This is a genomic window from Nocardioides sp. 503 (assembly GCF_004522095.1).
In the GTDB taxonomy this organism is placed as follows: Bacteria; Actinomycetota; Actinomycetes; order Propionibacteriales; family Nocardioidaceae; genus Nocardioides.
This window is the reverse complement of record NZ_SPUI01000002.1, coordinates 858769-878919: the sequence shown is the minus strand read 5'-3', so window position 1 is coordinate 878919 and position 20151 is coordinate 858769. Positions and strand designations below refer to the sequence as shown.

Genomic DNA, 20151 nt, shown 5'->3' with positions numbered 1-20151 from the left:
CCTCAGGACGGCGTCGGGACCTCGGCCTCCCAGCGGGTACGGCGCTCGGCCTCGGTCTGCTCCCACCACGGCGTGCCGCGCTCGCCGAGCGCGACCTTGGCGGCCTGCACGCCGGCCCGGGAGGTGGGCTCCTCGTCGGTGCCCTTGGTGCGGCGCACGTCGCGGCGCCAGGCCATCAGGACCCGCTGCAGCTCCGAGCGCCGCTCGTCGGGGATGAGGGGGTCGGTGGCGCGCCACTTGCGGCCGTCGATGACGACGTGGTGGCCGTCCTCGGTGAGCTCGGGGCCGTCGCTGCTCATGCGAGGACACCCGCCTCGAGCTGGGTGCGGTCGATGACCGCACGGGCTCTGCGGCGGTAGCGCCAGATCTGCAGGAGCCCCAGGGCCCACAGGACGTACTGGGCGCTCATGGCCCACTGGAAGGCGCCGGGTGTGTAGGCGGTGCTGCCGCCGGGCGTGCGCCAGTCGAGGATGATCCCGATCGCCACGACCAGGACCAGCGAGGCGGTGAAGCCGGCCTGGTTGATGATGCCGCTGGCGCTCGCCAGGCGCTCGACCGGGTTGGAGGTGCGGCCCAGGTCGAAGCCGATCATCGAGGCCGGGCCGCCGATGCCGACGACGAGGACCAGGACCACCAGGAGCCCCAGCGGCGCCGGACCCGGCCAGAGGAGCACCACCGTCCAGACCGCGACGATCGACCAGACGATGCCGAGCACGAGGCTGGAGCGGTGCCAGGGGTGCCGCCCGATCAGCCAGCCCAGCACGGGGCCGCTCGCCATCACCGCGACGATCATCAGCGACAGCAGCAGCCCGGCCTCGTGGGGCGAGCGACCCTCGCCGCGCACCAGGAACGGGTAGCCCCACAGAAGCGACAGCGCGGTGGAGCTGAACTGGGTCGTGAAGTGCATCCAGAAGCCCAGCCTCGTGCCCGGGTGCGACCACGAGGCGGCCAGGCTCGCGCCCACGGCGGACAACGAGAGCCGCGGACCCCGCAGGTTGCGGTCCTCGGGTGAGTCGCGCACGACCAGCAGCGTGGCGACCGCGAGCACCAGCCCGAGCGCGGCTGCTGCGAGGTAGGCCGTCGTCCAGCCCCAGCGACCCAGCGCCCAGGTCATGGGGACGGCGGCGCCCACGGCGCCCACCTGCCCCAGCGTGCCGGTCACCTGGGTCACGAACGGGACCCGCAGCGGGGAGAACCACCGGCTGACCAGCCGCAGGACGCAGATGAACGTGAGCGCGTCCCCGACGCCGACCAGGGTGCGGGCGGCCAGGGCCACGGGGTAGGTCTCGGCGAGGGCGAACGTCGCCTGGGCGACGACCAGCAGGACCGTGCCGGCGAGCATGACACTGCGCGAGCCGAACCGGTCGACCAACAGGCCGACCGGGATCTGCATCCCGGCGTAGACCAGCAGCTGGAGCATCGTGAACGTCGCCAGCTGTGCGGCCGAGATGCCGAAGCGGTCGGAGGCCTGCAACCCGGCCACCGCCAGCGAGGACCGGTGGAAGACCGCCACCATGTAGGTCAGCAGAGCCACGAGCCACACGGCGAGGACGGACTTCGTCGCGGGGGTGGCGCTCACCCACCGATCCTAGAGCCCGCGTGCGCGGGCTCCGTCCGGGTCAGGGTGCGTTCGTGAACCAGTCGTCGAACCCCGACGGCCGGTGGACTCCCATGACGCCGTGCTCGTAGAGCCCCCACCCCACCTGCGGCTCGTGCCCCGGCTCGCGCCAGGTGGCCCGACCGACGTTGTCGGTGAGGCCGAACGGAACTCGGCCGACGACCTGCGGGTCGGTCATGTCGTAGGTGAGCCGCTCGGACCAGCCCTCGCCGCGCCACTGCCCGTGGGACCAGTCGGAGTCGCCGCCGTAGCCGCCGCCGACGTGGATGGCCAGGGGAAGCAGGGACTCCAGCTCGACCTCGACCTCGGCGCCCGCCTGCGTACGGAAGCGGAGGGTGCCCCTCAGCGGCGTCCTGGTGCCACTGCGGTAGCTGGTCTCGACCACGGGCCAGCCGAGCTGCTCGGTGCGACCGTCGGGCCAGACCCGGTGGCAGTCGTTGAGGATGCGGGTGCCGTCGGGCTCCTCCTGGAGGATCACGATCATCGCGAAGTTCTCGAACGCGATCGGCACGTAGAGCCACCACATGCCGTCGAACGGCGGGTCGGCCGGCTTGCCGGCAGGCTCGGCCTCGCCGATCGGACGCGCGCCCCACGAGCGGTCCCGGGTCCCGAGCCAGGTGTCCGGGGTGACGTCGTACTGCTGACCGTCGATGACGATCGTGCCCTCCCAAGAGCCCACCTGGGCGAAGCGTTGCGCGTCGAGGATCGCGCGGTGACCGCCCGCACGCATGATGTGCCGCTGCTCGGGGATCGCCGGGAACAGGCCGCGCCAGGTCATGTCGAGCGAGATCCCCTCGGTCTCCTCGACGACCAGCCGCGAGGTCTTCAACGGGTCGATGACCTCGATCCGGTAGTTGCCGACGTGCTGGTTGAGGCGGTCGCTGTCGAGCTTGTCGCCGAAGTGCAGCGCCGTCTGCTCCTCCCCGCGGCGGATGAGCAGGAAGGCGTCCTTCGTGCCGAGGTTCGGGTAGTAGCCCATGCCCGTGATCAGGAAGATCTCCCCGCTACGGTCGTGGGCGTTCCAGTAGGAACGGTCGTAGAAGTTGCGGTCGGTACCGACCCACTCGATCGGCGCCGCGATCTGGTGGATGGGGTACTCGTCGAGGGGAAAGACGCCAGGGACTTCAGGCACGGGCAGGACCTCCAGGTGGTGGTGACGGGTCGGGTGGGCGGAATCAGCTGAGAAGGGTGACGGTGCCGCGGTCGCCGTCGACGCGCACGCGGTCGCCGGTGCGGAGCACGCGGGTGGCGCCCTGGGTGTTCACGACGCACGGCAGGCCGTACTCCCGCGCGACCACCGCGCCGTGCGACACCGAGCTCCCGATGTCGGTCACCAGCCCGGCGATCAGGGTGAAGTACGGCGTCCAGCCGACGTCGGTCACGGGCGCCACCAGGATCTCGCCCGGCTGCAGGTCGTGTGCCTCGGCGATCGTGGTCGCGACCCGGACGGTGCCTTCGACGACGCCGCTGCACGCGGGCCGGCCGACGATCACGCCGTCCTCGACGCCCTCGGGCGGCAGCGGCTTGAACGGGACCGGCTTGCCGACCGTCACGTCGGGGAACTCGAGGCGTGCCTGGTAGCCCAACGCGGCGCGACGGGACTCGGCCGCCGTGACCAGCTCGGAGACGTCCTGGGTGCCCAGCAGGAGGGGCAGCTCGGAGCGGTCGAAGAAGAAGACCAGGTCGGCGTCCGGGAGCCGCCCGAGCTCGGCCAGCTGCTCGCCCAGGAGCCGGTAGCCGCGGCTGAGCCGGTGGGCGACGAGCACCATCCGGGACTTGGTGGCCTCGCGCCCACGGGCGCCCGCACGAGCCAACCGGGCGAGGGTGCGCAGCGCGCGGGGAAGGTCGGCGTCATCGACGGTCTGCGGGGGTCGGTTCCCGTTGCCGGTGGCCAGGCGGGCGCGCAGCATCCCCTGCATGATCGTGCCGAGGCCTTCGGGGTCGTCGCCCCAGGACGGGTCCCGCACGCACAGCTCGCGGTAGCCACGGTGACCGTGGCGCGCCAGAAAGGCGGCGAACTTCTGGGCCGTCGCACCGCCGTCTGCGAGCAGCCGGGCCACCGCCTCGGCCGGCTCCCTCTCCAGGAAGCGGCCACCCGCCTCCGTGCTGCCGGCCAGCTCGGCCACGACCTCGTCGAGCTGGCTGAGCATGACGGCGCTCTCGACGTCGGTGGCTCCGGCCATCAGGGCCGAGGCCTGGGCCCGTCCGTCCTCCACGGTCCTGCCGGCCTTGACCGCCTGCTTGGCCACCGTGTCCTCGAGGACGTTGGCGGCGACCGCCGAGCGGGACGACGAGCGCACGTGGGTCAACGTGGCCTCGTTGTAGAGCTCGATCGCGGCGTCGAGCTCGGCTAGCAGGGCCGCGGGGGTGCTGGCGGACGGGGTGCTCGTCGCCGCGAGAGCCTTGTCCAGACGCCGGATGTGCCGTCCCGCGGTCAGGGCGAAGGTGGTCAGCCGGACGGTGTTGACCAGGCGACGCGGGAACGACTTCGGCGGCTTGGGGACGAGCTCGTCGACCACGCGGCCCGCGATCGAGAGCGAGTACTGCTCCAGGGAGTTGCCGAGGATCCCGGAGCTCAGCGCGGTGCCCTCGGTCATGTTCAGGAAGAGGTGCCCCGAGAAGTAGCCCACCTGGAGCCAGCGGCTCTCGTCGTACGCCTTCTGGAAGCCACCCGAGACCTGGACCTGCTGCATGGCGTACTCGATGGCCCGCCCGCTGACCGCGGCGGTGAGCGGGCAGAACGCACCCGGCATCATCTCGCCGATGTTGCACCGGGTGTAGACGTCGTCCTCGGTGTTGACGACCGAGTCCATGGCGCTCAGGTCACCGGGCAGGGTGGTGATCGGGCGGGCCTGGAGCCAGCGGAGCCGGCCGGCGCGGTCGATGGCCCACTCGAGGTCGAGCGGACAGCCCCAGAGCGCCTCCGCCTCGCGGGCACCGGCGGCGATCGCGAGGACCTGGCTGTCGGTGAGCGCCGGGGGGCCGGGCACCTGGCGGTCGGTGATGAGGCCCTCCCGGTCGACCTCGTAGTGGTCGGAGGTCGTCGAGCCGTCCACCAGCGCCTCCCCCAGCCCGGCGACGGCGTCGACGACGGCCAGGTCGCGACGGGCACTGGTCGGGTCGGCGGTGAACACGACCCCGGCCGCGCGGGCGTCCACCATCTCCTGGACGACGAGGTGCATGGTGCCGGAGATCCCGGAGTGGGCCTGGTAGGCGTCGGCCCGCTCCGAGTGGGTCGAGGAGACACATCGCCGGACCGCGGCCACCAGCTCCTCGTAGCTCTCGACGCCGAGGACCGTCTCGTACTGGCCGGCGAACGAGCTCTCGGCGCCGTCCTCACCGGAGGCCGAGGACCGCACCGCCACGGTGCCGACGGTGCCGGCCACCAGGCCGGCGTAGCGCTCCTCGAGCCCTGCCGGGAGCGCCTCGGGGTCGGCACGGGCGATCACGAAGGCGGCGGGCACCGCGTAGCCGTGGGCCGACAGCTCGGCGAGGCCGAGCGCCTTTCCGCCGTAACGCGCATCGGTGACGGCGGAGAGTTCGACGAGCTCGCATGTGAGGTGGGCCACACCCAGTTACGTTACACTTGTCACGGAGATGGCAAATGAAAACGGTCGACCTCGTGACACGCGCATCGACAGCGCCGTGCTCGACGCGGCCGAGGAGCTGCTCGCTGAGGTCGGGTACGCCGACCTGACCGTCGCCGCGGTCGCGGACCGAGCCGGCACCTCCCGCCCGGCCGTCTACCGTCGCTGGCCGACCCTGGCGCACCTGGTGCACGAGGCCGCCTTCCGCGACAGTGACACGCGGGAGTCCGCGCGCACCGGGGTGCTCGAGGAGGACGTCCGCGAGCTGGTCCGGATGACCTCCGAGCTGCTCACGACGCCGATGGCCCGGATCGCCGTGCCGGGGCTCATGGCCGAGGCCTCCTCGGACCCGACGCTGCACGCGCGGCTGCTGGACCGGTTCGCTGCGCACGGCTGGAGCGGCTTCGACGACTATCTGCGGACCGCGGCCGGGGTCCGCGCCGGGGTCGAGGCCGTCGCCGTCATCGAGATCGTCATCGGTGCCGCACTGGTGGCCATGCTCGTGCGCGGCCCCGACGGACTCACCGAGGACTGGGTGGACCAGACGACCGCCATCGTCCTCGGCGGAATCCGCAGCTAGTCGAGGCAGAACTCGTTGCCCTCGGGGTCCTGCAGCACCAGGAAGCCGTGGCTCATCGGCGGCGCCGGCTCGTGACGCTCGAGGCGGGTGGCACCCAGCGCCACGAGCCGCTCGCACTCGGACTCGAGCGCCGCCATGCGCTCGTCCCCCACGAGCCCCGGGGCGGCCCGCACGTCGAGGTGGACGCGGTTCTTGGCGCTCTTGCCCTCCGGGACCCGCTGGAAGAACAGCCGCGGGCCGTTGCCTGCGGGGTCGACGCAGGCCGAGGCGGAGTTGCGGTGCTCGGGCGGGAGCGAGGCGGAGAAGTCGTCCCACGAGCCGAAGCCCGGCGGCGGTGGGGGCAGCTCGTAGCCCAGGACGGCGCTCCAGAAGAGGGAGAGCGCCCGGGGGTCGGCGCAGTCGAAGGTGACCTGGATCTCTCGGATGTCCATGCCGCCGACCCTAGGCGCGGTCACCGACAGCCGCCCGCCCGCGCGCGCCTAGGGTGGTCCGGTGACCGGCCGTGCCCGCTCTCCCCTCGCGGGAGCCCTGCTCGTGCTGGTCGCCACGGTCGCGCTGACGCTGACGTTCTCGCTGCTGCGGGTGCCCTCGGCGGTGCTGTTCGGCTCGCTGCTGGGCGGCATGACCCACGCCCTCACCTCCCCCACCGAGATCAAGGTCCCGCCCCTCGCCTTCCGTCTCGGGCAGGCCCTCATCGGGGTCACGATCGGGACCCTGGTCAGCGTCGAGGCGCTCCAGCGGATGGGCGGCGAGATCGCCCCGGTGCTGCTGGTGACCCTCGGCACCGTCGTGCTGAGCCTGGGCGCCGGCTGGCTGCTGTCCCTGCGCCGCGACGTCTCGCTGGTGACCGGTGCCTTCGCGCTGATCGCCGGCGGCGCCTCGGGGATCGTGGCGCTGGCCCGTGACCTCGACGCGGACGAGCGGGTGGTGACGGTGGTGCAGTACCTCCGGGTCCTCATCGTGCTGGTGACGCTGCCGCTGGTGATCGGCGTGGTCTTCCAGCCCGAGACCGGCCTCGGGACGCTCTCGACCGAGCACGGGCCGCTCGCCCTCGACCTCCTGTACGTCGTGGCGGCGGCGGGCGGCGGGCTGCTCCTGGCCCGCGTCGTGCGCTTCTCGACCGCGACCCTGCTCGCCCCGCTGCTGATCGCGGCGGTCCTCGCCTCCTCCGGGTGGCTCGGCGACGTGGCCGTGCCCGACCCGGTCCAGTGGGTCGGCTACGCGCTGATCGGCGTGCAGGTCGGACTGCGCTTCACCCGCACGAGCCTGGCCTCGATCGCCCGGATGCTGCCCGTGGTGACGCTGCTGATCCTGGCGATGCTGGGCCTCAGCGCGCTGATGGGGGCGGCGCTGGCGTGGCTGACCCCGGCGGACGGCCTGACGGCGTACCTCGCGACGACCCCGGGCGGGCTGTTCGCCGTGCTCGCGATCGCCGCGGACAGCGGCTCGGACGTGACCTACGTGATGGCGGTCCAGCTGTTCCGGCTGCTGGTCATCCTGCTCACGATGCCGGTGCTGGCGCGCTGGCTGCGGCGCCGCGACACCGAGAGCGGCGACGCCGCCTAGCGGGCCCCGGCCTCCATCATCTGGCGCAGCTCCTTCTTGAGGTCGCCGATCTCGTCGCGCAGGCGCGCGGCCAGCTCGAACTGCAGCTCCGCGGCGGCGTTCTTCATCTGGTCGGTGAGCTCCTGGATGAGCGAGGCCAGCTCCGAGCTGGGCAGGCCCGCGATGTCCTTGGCGTGCTGGCCGGCCGCGGCCTTGGACAGGCCGGGCACCGGCTGCTTGGTCTTGACTCCCCCTGCCCGACCGGACGCGGCGGTGCCGGCCCAGGTCTGCAGCAGCTCCTGGGTGTTCTCGTCCTCGCGGGCGAGCATCTCGGTGATGTCGGCGATCTTCTTGCGCAGCGGGGTGGGGTCGATGCCGTGCTTGGTGTTGTAGGCGACCTGGATCTCGCGGCGGCGGTTGGTCTCGTCGATCGCCTTCTCCATCGAGGGCGTGATCTTGTCGGCGTACATGTGCACCTGGCCGGACACGTTGCGGGCCGCGCGGCCGATCGTCTGGATCAGCGACTTGTCGGAGCGCAGGAAGCCCTCCTTGTCGGCGTCGAGGATCGAGACCAGCGACACCTCCGGGAGGTCGAGGCCCTCGCGGAGCAGGTTGATGCCGACGAGCACGTCGTACTCGCCCAGGCGCAGGTCGCGCAGCAGCTCGATGCGCTTGAGGGTGTCGACCTCGGAGTGGAGGTAGCGGGTGCGGATGCCGGCGTCGAGGAGGTAGTCGGTCAGGTCCTCGGACATCTTCTTGGTCAGCGTGGTCACCAGCACCCGCTCGTGCTTCTCGGCGCGGGTGCGGATCTCGTGGATCAGGTCGTCGATCTGGCCCTTGGTCGGCTTGATGACGACCTCGGGGTCGATCAGCCCGGTCGGGCGGATGATCTGCTGGACGGTGTCGGGCATCCCGTCGGGCCCCGTGACCTTGTCGAGCTCGTAGTTGCCGGGGGTGGCCGAGAGGTAGATCGTCTGGCCGATGCGCTCCAGGAACTCCTCCCAGCGCAGCGGACGGTTGTCCATCGCGCTGGGCAGGCGGAAGCCGTGGTCGACGAGGTTGCGCTTGCGCGACATGTCGCCCTCGTACATGCCGCCGATCTGCGGCACCGCGACGTGGGACTCGTCGATGACGACGACGTAGTCCTCGGGGAAGTAGTCGAGCAGGCAGTTGGGCGCGGAGCCGCGGGTGCGCCCGTCCATGTGCATCGAGTAGTTCTCGATGCCGGAGCAGGACCCGACCTGGCGCATCATCTCGACGTCGTAGGTCGTGCGCATGCGCAGGCGCTGGGCCTCCAGGAGCTTGCCCTGCTTCTCGAACGTCGCCAGCTGGTCCTCCAGCTCGAGCTCGATGCCCTTGATGGCGCGTTCCATGCGCTCGGGGCCGGCGACGTAGTGGGTCGCGGGGAAGACGTAGAGCTCCTGGTCCTCGGTCAGGACCTCGCCGGTCACGGCGTGCAGCGTCATCAGCCGCTCGATCTCGTCGCCGAAGAACTCGATGCGGACGGCGTGCTCCTCGTAGACCGGGAAGATCTCGAGGGTGTCGCCGCGCACCCGGAAGGTGCCGCGGGTGAACGACATGTCGTTGCGGGTGTACTGGATCTCGACGAGCTGGCGCAGGATCGAGTCGCGGTCGCGCTCCTGGCCCACCCGGAGCCGCAGCATCCGGTCGACGTACTCCTGGGGGGTGCCGAGGCCGTAGATGCAGGACACCGTGGACACCACGATCACGTCGCGACGCGTGAGCAGCGAGTTGGTGGCCGAGTGGCGCAGCCGCTCGACCTCCTCGTTGATGGAGGAATCCTTCTCGATGTAGGTGTCGGTCTGGGGGACGTAGGCCTCGGGCTGGTAGTAGTCGTAGTAGGAGACGAAGTACTCGACGGCGTTCTTGGGGAAGAGCTGGCGCAGCTCGTTGGCGAACTGGGCGGCGAGGGTCTTGTTGGGCTGCAGCACCAGCATCGGCCGCTGGACCTGCTCGGCCACCCACGCGACCGTGGCGGTCTTGCCGGTGCCGGTGGCACCCAGCAGCACGACGTCCTGGAGGCCGTCGTTGAGCCGCTGGGTGATCTCCTTGATGGCCGCGGGCTGGTCGCCGCTCGGGTCGTAGTCGGCCTCCACCTTGAAGGGGGCCAGACGACGCTCGAGATCGGTGACGGGACGCATGGATCCAGCGTACGGGCGGCCACCGACAGGGGGGTCGGGAGCGGGCTACAGGAGGGGGCGCAGCGGCGCGAGGAAGTACTCCGTGAACTTGCGGTGCAGGTCACGGGCCTCCCACTCGAGGCTGGTCAGCTCCAGGCAGTTGGTCTCGTCGGTCGAGAAGACGGCCTCGAGCTGCTTGGCCAGCGACTCGTCGATGACCTCGACGTTGATCTCGTAGTTGCCGGTCAGGCTGAGCCGGTCGATGTTGGCCGTGCCCACGGTGACCCAGGTGCCGTCGACGGTGGCGGTCTTGGCGTGGACCATCGCGTCCTTGTAGCGGAACACCCGGACCCCGGCGTCGAGGAGCTGGGTGAAGTAGCCGCGCGAGATCCAGTCGGCCACGATGTGGTTGGACTTCAGCGGCAGCAGCAGCCGGACGTCGACCCCGCGCTGCGCGGCGTGGCGCATGGCGTCGACGAAGTCCTGGTCGGGGGTGAAGTAGGCGGTCGTGAGCCACACGTTGCGGCTGGCGCGGTTGATGGCCTCGATGTACATCGAGCGGATGGGGAACATCCACAGCCGCGGCACGTTGCGCTGGACCCGGATCCGCGGCTCCCACGTGGAGGCGGTCTCGAGCAGCAGCGGCCGCTCGCTGGCGCGCAGCCGGCGCCGGCGGTTGAGGTTCCAGAAGTCGGCGAACGCGCGCTTGAGGTCCCACACCGCGGGGCCGGTGATGCGCATGTGGGTGTCGCGCCACTCGGTCTCGTAGGCCGACCCGATGTTGTAGCCGCCCACGAAGCCGACGGTCTCGTCGACGACGAGGATCTTGCGGTGGTCGCGGCCGTAGCGGGCCAGGTCGAAGAACCGCCAGCCGGCGGCGTAGACGGGGTAGCGCAGGACCTTGAGGTTGTCGGGGAAGTGCTTGAACACCGGCGACACGACGAGGTTGGCGAAGCCGTCGTAGATGCAGTAGACCTCGACGCCGCGGTCGGCGGCGGCGGCCAGCGCGGCCTTGAACCGCTCCCCCGTCTCGTCGCCCTTCCAGATGTAGGTCTCGAAGAGGATCTGCCGCTGCGCGCCCTCGATGGCCGCGAGCATGTCGGCGTAGAGGTCCTTGCCGTAGGTGTACGTCGTCACCGTGCCGTCGCCGACCTCGACCGTGCTCGGCGGGGTGACCGGGAACGGCTTGGGCTTCTTGCCGCGGCGGCGGTAGGAGTCGACCAGCGACATGATCACCGCGACGGCGAGCTGGCCGGCGAGCAGGCGCAGCAGGGTCTTGCGGACGAGCGTCAGCGCGCGGGCTGCGGCGCTGCTGCTCTGGAACACGGGCTCAATCTAGTGGGTCGCGACGGACCTCACGTACGGGTCACCTTGGCGGGCAGGTGCGTGCGCGGCGCCATGCGCGCCCCGTGGCGCGGCCGGCGCAGGCCGGCGAGGTAGACGAGGGTGACCACGCGACCGCGCTGGGGACGCCAGGGCTCGAGGTACGCCTCGAGCTCGGCGTCGTCGAACGGCGTGCCGGTCAGGGCCCAGCCGACGTCCTTGGCGACGTGATAGTCGCCGAAGGAGACCGCGTCGGGGTCGCCGAAGGCGCGCTGGCGAACCTCGGCCGCGGTCCACACGCCGATGCCGGGCAGCGAGCGCAGCCGCCGCTCCGCCTCCTCGGGGTCCAGCGAGGCGGTGCGCTCGACCGCGTCGGCCACGCGGGCCACCGTCACGATCGTGCGGGAGCGGGCCGGGTCGACGTGGAGGCGCAGCCACTCCCAGGACGGGACCTGCCGCAGCTGCTCGGGGGTCGGCTGGACCCACAGCCGGAGCTCGGCTCCGGGGCCGGGGGCGCGCTCGCCGAAGCGGTGCACGAGCATCCGGAAGCCCGCGAACGCCTCCTGGCCGGTCACCTTCTGCTCGATGATCGCCGGCACCAGCGCCTCCATCACCAGGCCGGTGCGGCCGAGGCGGGAGTGCGGGTGGTGCTTCAGCGCCTCGGCCAGGACCGGGAGGCGCGGCTCGAACGTCGACCAGTCGTCGTCGGCGCCCAGCATCGCCGGGACGGAGTCGAGCACCCAGGACGCGCCGGGACCCCAGGCGCGGGCCAGCACGTCGCCCTCGCGGGGGCGTGCCTGGAGGCAGAGCGTCGCGGGGCCCTCGGGAGTGCGGATGCCGCGCCAGTGACGCCCGGCGTCGTCGACGCGGTAGGTCGGGTCGCCGGCGCCGCGACGGTGGGGCCGCAGCACCGAGCCCACGGAGCACGGCCAGGCGGGACGCCACTCGCGCGTCAGCCCGTCGTCTCCCATGCCCCGAGACTAATCGGCCGGGCCGACAGCGGACGCGGGCGACGTAGAACGCGTTCTAGTTCTGGGTACGCTGCCGCCATGACGCTGCAGATCGCCGACTCCCACCGCGTGCGCACCCTCACCCTGGACCGCCCCGAGGCGCTCAACGCCTTCAACGAGGCGCTCTACGACGCCACGGCGGACGCGCTGATCGCGGCCGCGGCCGACCCGGACGTCGCCGTCGTGCTGCTCACCGGCAACGGGCGCGCCTTCAGCGCCGGCACCGACCTGCTGGAGATGCACGCGCGAGCGACCGACCCGGCCTTCGTGCCGGGCCGGCACGGCTTCCTCGGGCTCCTCGACGCGCTGGTCGACTTCCCCAAGCCGCTGGTCTGCGCGGTCAACGGGGTCGGCCTCGGGATCGGCGCGACCGTCCTCGGCTACGCCGACCTGGCGTTCATGTCCAGCACGGCGCGACTCAAGTGCCCCTTCACCAGCCTGGGCGTCGCGCCCGAGGCCGCCTCGTCGTACCTGCTCCCCCTACTCGTGGGCCGGCAGGACGCGGCCTGGATGCTGCTGTCGGCCGAGTGGGTCGACGCCGCGCAGGCGCTGGAGATGGGGCTGGTCTGGCGGGTGTGCGAGCCCGGAGACCTGCTCGCGGAGGCGCGGCGGCACGCCGAGGTGCTGGCGGCGCGTCCGATCTCCTCGCTCGTGGCGGTCAAGCGCACGATGACCGAACCACTGCGGGCCGGCATCCGCGCGGCGCGCGACCGGGAGAACGCCGCCTTCGCCGAGCTCATGGGCGGACCGGCCAACCTGGAGGCGCTGGCGGCGTTCGCCGAGGGCCGGGAGCCCGACTTCACCTCGCTGCCCGCGGGCTGGTGAGCGAGGCGCTCCGACCCTGCTCGCTATAGTCATTCACTCCCGGACGAAACCGGTTCACGAGAGGAGCGAGCGTGGCGTCCTCCCCCGCCTCCCCTCGCGGCCGCCGGCCGCGCCTCGACCACGAGACCGTCCTCCGTGCGGCCGAGGCGCTCGTGGACCGCGACGGCTACGACGCCCTCACCATGACCTTGCTCGCGGGCGAGCTCGAGACCCGCGTCTCCTCGCTCTACAACCACGTCGCCAACCTCGAGGACCTGCGCGCCACGATCCAGGTGCGCGCCATGCAGCTGCTGGGCACGCAGGTGCGCTCGGCCGCCATGGGCCACGCCGGCGCCGACGGCCTGCGGGTGCTGAGCGGCGCGCTGAGGGACTTCGCCCGCGCCTACCCGCACCGCTACGCCGCCATGACCCGCGCCCCGCTGGACCGGGAGGCGTTCTTCGGCGCCGCCGCCGGGACCATCGAGGCGCTCTCGGTGATGGTGCGCTCGACCGGGCTGCCCGAGGAGCGCATCCTGCAGACCGGGATGGCCATCTTCTCGGCGCTGCACGGCTTCGTGTCGCTGGAGGTGAGCGGCTACTTCGGCGGCGTCGACGAGCTCGACACCGTCTTCGCCCAGGTGATCCGCGGCGCCGTGACCGCGGCCGTCCTCGAGGCGACGCAGCCGGTCGCCGCCACCGCCTGAGAGCCCCTGTGCGGAGGGCTGGACCTTGACCCAGGGGCAGGGCGCAGCCTCGTGGGACCGGTGACCCTCACCGGGGACGAGGATGACGCTGTGCACCTGACCATCGGCGACTTCGGTCGCGCGTCCGGCCTGAGCGCCAAGGCGCTGCGGCTGTACGACGACCTCGGCCTGCTCCGGCCGGCCGAGGTGGACCCGTGGACCGGCTACCGCCGCTACGCGCCCGAGCAGCTGGACCAGGCCCGCCTGGTCGCGCGGCTCCGGCTCGTCGGCATGCCGCTGGCCCGGATCCGCGAGGTCTGCGCGGCGAGCCCGGACACCCGCGCGTCGATGGTCTCGGCGTACTGGTCCCAGCTCGACGCCGACCACGCCTCCCGGCGTGCGGTCGTCGCCGCCCTCGTCGACGAGCTCGAGCCGAAGGAGCACCCCATGTCCACCACCCCCACGCACCACGCCCACGCCCGCCCGGCCGTCCGGCACGGCCAGGGCGCCCGCACCGCCCAGCTCGACGCGGTCCACACCGGCACCCGGCTCGTCGCCGTCGCCGACGGGTTCGGCTCCTCGCCGAGCATCGCCGCGGTGGCGGTCGCGGCCACCGCCGACCTGGAGCGCACGCCGTACGACGGGGGGCCGACGGCCGCCCTCAAGGCGGCCGTCGCCCGCGCGGCCGACCGGGTCACCGAGGTAGGCGAGTCAGGGGACGGCACGACGCTCACCGCCCTGTGGCTGGTCGGGGACCGCGCGCATGTGGCGCACGTCGGCGACGCCCGCGTGCACCGCGTCCGCGACGGCGAGCTCGAGACGCTCACCCGCGACCACACCTTCGCGCAGGCGCTGGTCGAGGAGGGCCGGCTGACCGAGGACGAGGCCCGCTCGCACGAGCACCGAGCCCTGCTCAACCGGGCGCTCGCGCCGGGCGTCGCGGTCGAGGCCGACCTGCTCGCGACCGACGCACGAGCGGGCGACCGGCTGGTGCTCACCACCGACGGCGTGCACTCCGTGCTCGAGCCGGACGCGCTGGCCGCGCTGCTCGGCCGCGTGGACGACGTCGAAGTGGTCGCCGACGGCGTGGCAGCCGCGGTCGAGGCGGCCGGAGCTCCCGACAACTACACCGTCGTCGTGCTCGACGTGGAGGCGTAGCCGGCCGGTGACGTTTCCCCAAGGTATGCAGGGAAGGTGTCACTTCCCTCGGGTTGCACACCGAGGGAAGTGACGCTTCATCGACATACCTTGGTGAAACTGCCGGCGTCAGTACCCCGGACGCGTCGCGGCATGCCCGTCGTCGACCCGCTCCGGCCGCGCGTCGGCGAGCATCTCGGCGCGGTCGTCGGCCAGGACGAAGCCCGCGGCGACCGCACGGTCCGCGGCCTCGGCGTAGGACGCGAGGTAAAGGTCGCGATCGCGCCAGAGACCGGCGACCTGCTCGGGAGGCAGGGGCGCGGTGCTGCCGAAGAGCTGGCAGATCACCGAGGCACCGGGCTCGGTGCCCCCGGAGAGCCGCTCGACCGGAGCGTCGACCACGGGGGTGCGGACCCCGCCGCGGACGTTGCCGACCTCGTCGAGCACGAAGGCGTCGCCCTCGACGGCCAGCGGCTCCGCGGCCGGCGGCGCCTCACCGCCGCGCGCCCAGCGCTCCAGGTGGTGCAGGGCGGCGCGGACGACGAAGACCTGCTGGCCCCGGTTGACCGGGGTCGGGCAGCCGAGGAAGTCCTCGAAGTCGCCGATCACGTGCTTGTCGGCGTGCGCGGACCCGGCGATCTCCCAGGTGCGCAGCCGGTCGTGGTCGGGCTGGCGGGCCGGCAGGAAGCCGAGGCGGCCGAAGAGGTCGGTCTCGGTCTGCACGACGAGCACGGGGACGTCCAGGTCCGTGCGCAGCCGCGTCGGGGCGCCGGTGACCACGTCGACCATGGGGAGCCCGACCCCGGCGCTGCCGAGCGGGAGGGTCGCTCCCCCGCGGCTGTGGACCAGGAGCCCGTCGAAGAGGCCGGCGAGCGGCTGCACTCCGTCGACGTACGACGTCAGCGCGAACGCCGACTGCGACTCCCCCGTGGCCAGCACGCACGTGGCGCCGACCTCGTCGGCGACGGCGCGCGCCACCTGGGTGAAGACGTCGTAGGCGAAGGCGTCACCGGGGTGCGTGAGCGCGGCGTAGCGCTCGGCGTCGCGACCGCGCAGGCCCGGGCTGCCGAGGTCGCCCACCGCCACCGAGGTCACCCCGCCCTCGACGCCGACGTACTGGGCTGAGACCGCGGCGTAGGCGTGCCCGCGGCGCACCACCTCCTCGCCGAAGAACGTCCAGCCGGGGGCGGCGTCGTTGCCGCTGCTGACGTTGAGCCACTCGACGACCAGCGTGCCGCTCGCCGCAGCCGCGGTCGGTCGGCGGACGACGACCCGCGTGACGTACGGCGCCCGGTCAGCCTCGCGCAGCGACCAGTGCCCGTCGGTGGGCAGGTCGTCGGCGACGTAGGAGACGGCCGTGCCGGAGGCGGTGTGCTCGGTCTCGGAGTAGCCGGCGGCCGCCAGGTCGGGGCCGGGTCGCGCGGAGGCGATGCCCGCGTCGCCGGCCGGCAGCGCGGCGAGGGTGGCGCGGTCGCTCATGACGGCTCCTCCGCCGACTGTGCGGCCTTGTCGGCTGCTCGCCGGGCCTTGGCGATGGTCTTCTCGACGACGGCGTTGACCCGGGCGCCGTTGGGCCAGCCGGCGTAGTGGCACAGGAAGATCACGATCTCGCGCAGCGCGGTCTCGTCGAGCTCGCCGTTGGCGTAGGCGGCCGGGATCTGGATGTCGAGGACGTCGGCGCCGCCGTTGCCCGCGAGCAGGCCGATCAGGAGCAGCCGGCGGTCGCGGTCGGAGAGGCCGGGGCGGTTCCAGATCTCGGCGAAGAGGTGGTCGGCGGTGTAGGCGAAGAAGTCGCCCTGACCGTCGGTCATGTCGAAGCCGTAGACGGCCTCCATCCTCTCCAGGCCACGTCGCCGCGTCTCGGGGAGGTCGTCGAACTTGCCGCTCATGACGGGTCCTTCTCTGGAAGGCCCAGGCCGGGGCCGAGGCGGTCGAGGGCGAGACGGGCGAGGGGCACGTCGACCCCGAGCTGGTCGGCGAGCTCCGTGGCGAAGCGTAGGTCCTTCTCCCCGAGCGCGCGGACGTGCGAGAAGACCCCGAACCAGAAGTCGTCCTCGGCCAGCGGCGCCGTCGTCGCGCGGTGCATGATCGCGCCGGGCCCGCCGGTGATCGCATCGGTGTGGCGCACGACGTCGCCGAGCGCCTTGAGGTCGAGCCCGGCCGCCTCGGCGAGGCGCTGGGCCTCGGTGGCGGCGGTGAACGCCACGAAGTGCATCAGGTTGCGGGCGAGCTTGAAGCGGGTGCCGGAGCCGACCGGGCCGGCGTGCACGACCTTGCTGCCCATGGCGTCGAGCGCCGGACGGCAGGCGGCGAAGGCCTCGTCGCTGCCACCGACCAGGATCGCCAGGGTGCCGTCGGCGGCGCCCATCGCGCCGCCGCTGACGGGGGCGTCGACGACCTTGACGCCGTGCCGGGCCGCGGTGTCGGCCAGCTCGCCGGGTGTCGTGGGGGCGACGGTGGAGTGGATGACGACCGTCAGCCGCTCGCCGGCGACGCCCAGCGCCGCCCCCAGGACCTCGCGCACCTGGTCGTCGTCGCGGACCATCACGCACAGCACGTCGACGCGCGCCGCCAGCTCGGCGACGCTGCCCGCCGCGCTCGCCCCGGCTGCGACCAGCTCCGCCACCGGCTCGGCCGCGACGTCGAAGACGTGGACGTCGAGCTGCCGCTCCTCGGCCTGCGACGTCAGCCGCAGGGCCATCGGCCGGCCGATGTTGCCGAGCCCGACGAACCCGACCGCGAGGCGCGTCATGGCCGGAAGGTCTGTCCGCCGTCGACGGCGATGATCTGGCCGGTGACCCACGACGACTCGTCGGACAGCAGGAACAGGCAGGCGCCCACCATGTCCTCGGGCTGGCCCATCCGCTTCAGCGCCAGGCCCTTGACCAGGTCCTTGGCGGCGTCGCCTGCCTGCGTGCGCGTCGCCTCGGTGTCCGTGGGGCCGGGCGCGATCGCGTTGACCCGGATGCCCATCCCGCCCACCTCGTGGGCCAGCTGCTGCGTCAGCCCGTTGACCCCGGTCTTGGCCAGCCCGTAGAAACCGGAGTAGAGGTAGGCCGCCGTCGAGCTCTGGTTGACGATGGAGCCACCACCGCGGGCCTGCATGTGCTTCCAGACCGCGCGGGTGACGACGAGGACGCCGTCCATGTTCACCGACATGAACCTCTTGTAGTAGTCCCAGTCGACCGTGATCAGCAGGTCGAACTGCATCGTCCCGTAGATGGCGGCGTTGTTGACCAGCCCGTCGATCCCGCCGAGCTCGGCGACCGTGCGCTCGGCCATGGCACTCGCCGACTCCGCCGACGAGACGTCGGTGTGCACGAAGATCGCCCGGCCGCCGCTCTCGTTGATGCCGGCCGCGACCCTCTCGCCCGCCTCGTCGTTGACGTCGGCCACCACGACCGCGGCACCTTCGGCGGCGAGCGCCTTCGCGTACGCCTCGCCGATGCCCTGCGCCGCGCCCGTCACGATGACGACCTTGTCCTTGAAACGCTCACTCATGCTGTGTGCCTCTCCGTCGTTGGTCGAGGAGGTTGCGCTGGCAACCGTCTCGAGACCTGCTGAAGTTCGATTGGTTTCGAGACAGGCGCTAGCGCGCCTTCCTCAACCACCGGCCCCTAGGCCGGCTCAGCGATCGTTTTGGTCTCGAGGTACTCCTCGAAGCCGGCGACGCCCATCTCGCGGCCGATGCCGGACTGCTTGTAGCCGCCGAACGGCGCGTCGGGGCTGAACCACACTCCGCCGTTGACCGAGAGCGTCCCGGTGCGGATGCGGGCGGCGACGGCCTTGGCGCGCTCCAGCGATCCGGAGTCGACCGAGCCAGAGAGCCCGTAGGGCGAGTCGTTGGCGAGGCGTACGGCGTCGTCGTCGCCGTCGTGCGGGATGACCACGAGCACCGGGCCGAAGATCTCCTCCTGGGCCAGCGTGGAGTCGTTGCCGAGGCCGGCGACGACCGTGGGCTCGACCCAGAAGCCGTCCTGGTCGATGACGTGACCTCCGGTGGCGAACGTGCCGCCCTCCTCGACGGCGAGCCTGAGGTAGCCCTCGACGCGGTCGCGCTGCACCTGGGAGATGACCGGGCCGCAGATCGCGCCGGGGTCGGCCGGGTCCTTGGCGCCGATCGACTCCATCGTCGCGGCCGCGACCTGCACCGCCTCGTCGTAGCGCTCGCGCGGCACGATCAGGCGCGTCGTGATCGCGCAGCCCTGGCCCGCGTGGATGCAGGCGGTGAACGCCGTGGCGCCGGCGACGGCCGCCACGTCGGCGTCGTCGAGGGCGATGGCCGCCGACTTGCCGCCGAGCTCGAGGAACACCTTCTTCAGCGTCGGCGCGGCCGCGGCCATGATCGCGCGGCCGGTCGCGGTGGAGCCGGTGAACGACACCATGTCGACGCGGGGGTCGGTCGACAGCACCGCGGCGACCTCGTTGGAGCGCGGGGTGACGACGTTGAAGACGCCGCCCGGGATGTCGGTGTGCTCGGCCACGAGCCGGCCCAGCTCGCACGCCACCCAGGGGGTGTCGGGAGCCGGCTTCAGCACGACCGTGCAGCCGGCCGCCAGCGCCGGCCCGACCTTGGCCAGGTTGATCTGGGTCGGGACGTTCCACGGCGTGATCGCCGCGACGACGCCGACCGGCTCGCGCCGCACGGTGCGGCGCGAGGCGATGCCCATCGGCTTCGCGACGCCCAGGTCGGTCTCGAACTCGTAGGACTCCAGCAGGTCGGTCACCCAGGCCAGGCCCTCGACGGGCACGTCGAAGCCGGCGGCGCCCATCATGAAGCCGGGCATGCCGACCTCGGCGGTGGTGAGCGCGCGGAAGTCGTCGGCGTGGTCCAGGAGCGCCTGGTGCAGCTGGCGCAGGCAGCGCACCCGCAGCGCCACGTCGGTCGACCAGCCGGACTCGTCGAAGGCGCGCCGGGCAGCCGCGATCGCGGCGTCGACGTCCTCGGCGGTCGCGTCCGGCGCGTGCCCGATCACCTGGCCCGTGGCGGGGTTGAGGATCGGGTACGTCGCGGCGTCCGACGCCGCGACCAGCGCGCCGTCGACGAGCAGCCGCGCCGGCGGGGTCCGCAGCTGCGTGGCGGTCTCGCTCATGCGCCGGGCGCCTTCGGCTGGGTGACGTGCTCGCCGGCCTCGACCGGGGGCGGCCAGACCGGCGCCGGGATGTCCTGGAGGCGGTAGTGGCCCGGGACGTCGAGGCCGCTGACCGACATCCGCTTGAGCAGGGTGTCGGGCGCCTTGCCGGCCTTGATGATCTCGACGAACGTGTGGGCGGTCGAGGGCATGTCGAACCAGTCGCGCTGCCAGGCGAACTTGATCTGGCCGTCGTCGGCGCCGCCGACCTGCCGCTCCACGCCGAACCACGAGCCGCCGATGCCGAGGATCTCGTACTCCTGGCCGGTGGCGTCGTTCGTGATCCCGGACCGCTGCTTCCAGAAGCCAAGCACCATGCTCTTGGCCTCGTCGATCATCGTGCACTGGTAGTCGTAGTGCCAGCCGTCCAGGCCGTCCATCTCGATGCCGATCGCGTAGTCGCGGATCTGCTCGCGCCCGACGGCCATGAAGTGCTCGTCGACGGAGTACATCCAGCCGTAGGTGGCGTCCTCGGCGTACCAGTCGGCCATGATCCGCCAGTCGCCGATGCGCTCGGCCTCCCGGTTGACCTCCAGCCAGGTCTCCCAGAACTCCTCGATCTCTGCGCGGGTGAGTGCGTTGCTCGACACG

19 protein-coding genes are annotated in these 20151 nt (G+C 72.3%); 5 read left to right on the top strand and 14 right to left on the bottom strand.

Annotation, left to right across the window (positions count from 1 at the left end; genetic code table 11):
* Nucleotides 1-2: 2 nt before the first annotated feature.
* Genes E4622_RS05225 through E4622_RS05210 form a run of 4 tightly spaced genes read right to left on the bottom strand, consistent with a single transcriptional unit; the run spans nucleotide 3 to nucleotide 5187 of the window.
* Nucleotides 3-299 carry a hypothetical protein gene (locus E4622_RS05225; protein ID WP_134738978.1) on the bottom strand — a complete coding sequence of 99 codons (297 nt, stop codon included), beginning with the start codon at nucleotides 297-299 and terminating at the stop codon, nucleotides 3-5.
* A complete protein-coding gene (locus E4622_RS05220; RefSeq protein ID WP_245155890.1) occupies nucleotides 296-1579 on the bottom strand; it encodes an MFS transporter in 1284 nt (427 codons plus the stop codon). The genes E4622_RS05225 and E4622_RS05220 overlap by 4 nt, the downstream gene beginning before the upstream one ends.
* A gap of 40 nt (nucleotides 1580-1619) precedes the next feature.
* Nucleotides 1620-2750: a hypothetical protein gene (locus E4622_RS05215; protein WP_134738977.1), complete on the bottom strand. Its 1131-nt coding sequence runs from the start codon at nucleotides 2748-2750 to the stop codon at nucleotides 1620-1622.
* 43 nt (nucleotides 2751-2793) lie between these two features.
* Complete coding sequence (locus E4622_RS05210) at nucleotides 2794-5187, bottom strand: PEP/pyruvate-binding domain-containing protein (protein ID WP_134738976.1); 2394 nt, start codon at nucleotides 5185-5187, stop codon at nucleotides 2794-2796.
* Between the two features lie 76 nt (nucleotides 5188-5263).
* Here E4622_RS05210 and E4622_RS05205 point away from each other — a divergent pair, with 76 nt between their 5' ends.
* Nucleotides 5264-5785: a TetR/AcrR family transcriptional regulator gene (locus E4622_RS05205; protein ID WP_209021787.1), complete on the top strand. Its 522-nt coding sequence runs from the start codon at nucleotides 5264-5266 to the stop codon at nucleotides 5783-5785.
* Here E4622_RS05205 and E4622_RS05200 read toward each other — a convergent pair.
* Nucleotides 5782-6216 carry a VOC family protein gene (locus E4622_RS05200; protein ID WP_134738974.1) on the bottom strand — a complete coding sequence of 145 codons (435 nt, stop codon included), beginning with the start codon at nucleotides 6214-6216 and terminating at the stop codon, nucleotides 5782-5784. The genes E4622_RS05205 and E4622_RS05200 overlap by 4 nt on opposite strands.
* A gap of 61 nt (nucleotides 6217-6277) precedes the next feature.
* Here E4622_RS05200 and E4622_RS05195 point away from each other — a divergent pair, with 61 nt between their 5' ends.
* Complete coding sequence (locus E4622_RS05195) at nucleotides 6278-7351, top strand: AbrB family transcriptional regulator (protein ID WP_134738973.1); 1074 nt, start codon at nucleotides 6278-6280, stop codon at nucleotides 7349-7351.
* On the opposite strand, the gene uvrB is transcribed toward E4622_RS05195, so the two are convergent.
* Genes uvrB through E4622_RS05180 form a run of 3 tightly spaced genes read right to left on the bottom strand, consistent with a single transcriptional unit; the run spans nucleotide 7348 to nucleotide 11765 of the window.
* Nucleotides 7348-9492: an excinuclease ABC subunit UvrB gene (uvrB, locus tag E4622_RS05190; protein ID WP_134738972.1), complete on the bottom strand. Its 2145-nt coding sequence runs from the start codon at nucleotides 9490-9492 to the stop codon at nucleotides 7348-7350. The genes E4622_RS05195 and uvrB overlap by 4 nt on opposite strands.
* 45 nt (nucleotides 9493-9537) lie before the next feature.
* On the bottom strand, nucleotides 9538-10797 hold the full coding sequence (locus E4622_RS05185; protein ID WP_245155889.1) for a phospholipase D-like domain-containing protein: 1260 nt from the start codon (nucleotides 10795-10797) through the stop codon (nucleotides 9538-9540).
* Nucleotides 10798-10826: 29 nt separating this feature from the next.
* Complete coding sequence (locus E4622_RS05180; protein WP_134738971.1) at nucleotides 10827-11765, bottom strand: DNA-3-methyladenine glycosylase 2 family protein; 939 nt, start codon at nucleotides 11763-11765, stop codon at nucleotides 10827-10829.
* A gap of 78 nt (nucleotides 11766-11843) precedes the next feature.
* Here E4622_RS05180 and E4622_RS05175 point away from each other — a divergent pair, with 78 nt between their 5' ends.
* The 3 genes from E4622_RS05175 to E4622_RS05165 all read left to right on the top strand — a co-directional run bounded on the left by E4622_RS05175 (nucleotide 11844) and on the right by E4622_RS05165 (nucleotide 14449).
* Complete coding sequence (locus tag E4622_RS05175; protein ID WP_134738970.1) at nucleotides 11844-12629, top strand: enoyl-CoA hydratase-related protein; 786 nt, start codon at nucleotides 11844-11846, stop codon at nucleotides 12627-12629.
* 71 nt (nucleotides 12630-12700) lie between these two features.
* A complete protein-coding gene (locus tag E4622_RS05170) occupies nucleotides 12701-13312 on the top strand; it encodes a TetR/AcrR family transcriptional regulator (RefSeq protein WP_134738969.1) in 612 nt (203 codons plus the stop codon).
* Nucleotides 13313-13402: 90 nt separating this feature from the next.
* Complete coding sequence (locus tag E4622_RS05165) at nucleotides 13403-14449, top strand: MerR family transcriptional regulator (RefSeq protein WP_209021786.1); 1047 nt, start codon at nucleotides 13403-13405, stop codon at nucleotides 14447-14449.
* A 108-nt stretch (nucleotides 14450-14557) separates the two neighbouring features.
* Here E4622_RS05165 and E4622_RS05160 read toward each other — a convergent pair whose 3' ends face one another.
* The 6 genes from E4622_RS05160 to E4622_RS05135 all read right to left on the bottom strand — a co-directional run bounded on the left by E4622_RS05160 (nucleotide 14558) and on the right by E4622_RS05135 (nucleotide 20150).
* Nucleotides 14558-15907: an alpha/beta hydrolase domain-containing protein gene (locus tag E4622_RS05160; protein ID WP_134738968.1), complete on the bottom strand. Its 1350-nt coding sequence runs from the start codon at nucleotides 15905-15907 to the stop codon at nucleotides 14558-14560.
* Complete coding sequence (locus E4622_RS05155) at nucleotides 15904-16317, bottom strand: carboxymuconolactone decarboxylase family protein (RefSeq protein ID WP_134738967.1); 414 nt, start codon at nucleotides 16315-16317, stop codon at nucleotides 15904-15906. Before E4622_RS05155 ends, E4622_RS05160 begins: the two co-directional genes overlap by 4 nt.
* Complete coding sequence (locus E4622_RS05150; protein ID WP_134738966.1) at nucleotides 16314-17180, bottom strand: NAD(P)-dependent oxidoreductase; 867 nt, start codon at nucleotides 17178-17180, stop codon at nucleotides 16314-16316. Before E4622_RS05150 ends, E4622_RS05155 begins: the two co-directional genes overlap by 4 nt.
* Nucleotides 17177-17929: an SDR family oxidoreductase gene (locus tag E4622_RS05145; protein WP_134738965.1), complete on the bottom strand. Its 753-nt coding sequence runs from the start codon at nucleotides 17927-17929 to the stop codon at nucleotides 17177-17179. The genes E4622_RS05150 and E4622_RS05145 overlap by 4 nt, the downstream gene beginning before the upstream one ends.
* A gap of 116 nt (nucleotides 17930-18045) precedes the next feature.
* A complete protein-coding gene (locus E4622_RS05140; RefSeq protein WP_134738964.1) occupies nucleotides 18046-19521 on the bottom strand; it encodes an aldehyde dehydrogenase in 1476 nt (491 codons plus the stop codon).
* Nucleotides 19518-20150 carry a nuclear transport factor 2 family protein gene (locus E4622_RS05135; RefSeq protein WP_209021785.1) on the bottom strand — a complete coding sequence of 211 codons (633 nt, stop codon included), beginning with the start codon at nucleotides 20148-20150 and terminating at the stop codon, nucleotides 19518-19520. The genes E4622_RS05140 and E4622_RS05135 overlap by 4 nt, the downstream gene beginning before the upstream one ends.
* Between the last annotated feature and the right edge of the window lies 1 nt (nucleotide 20151).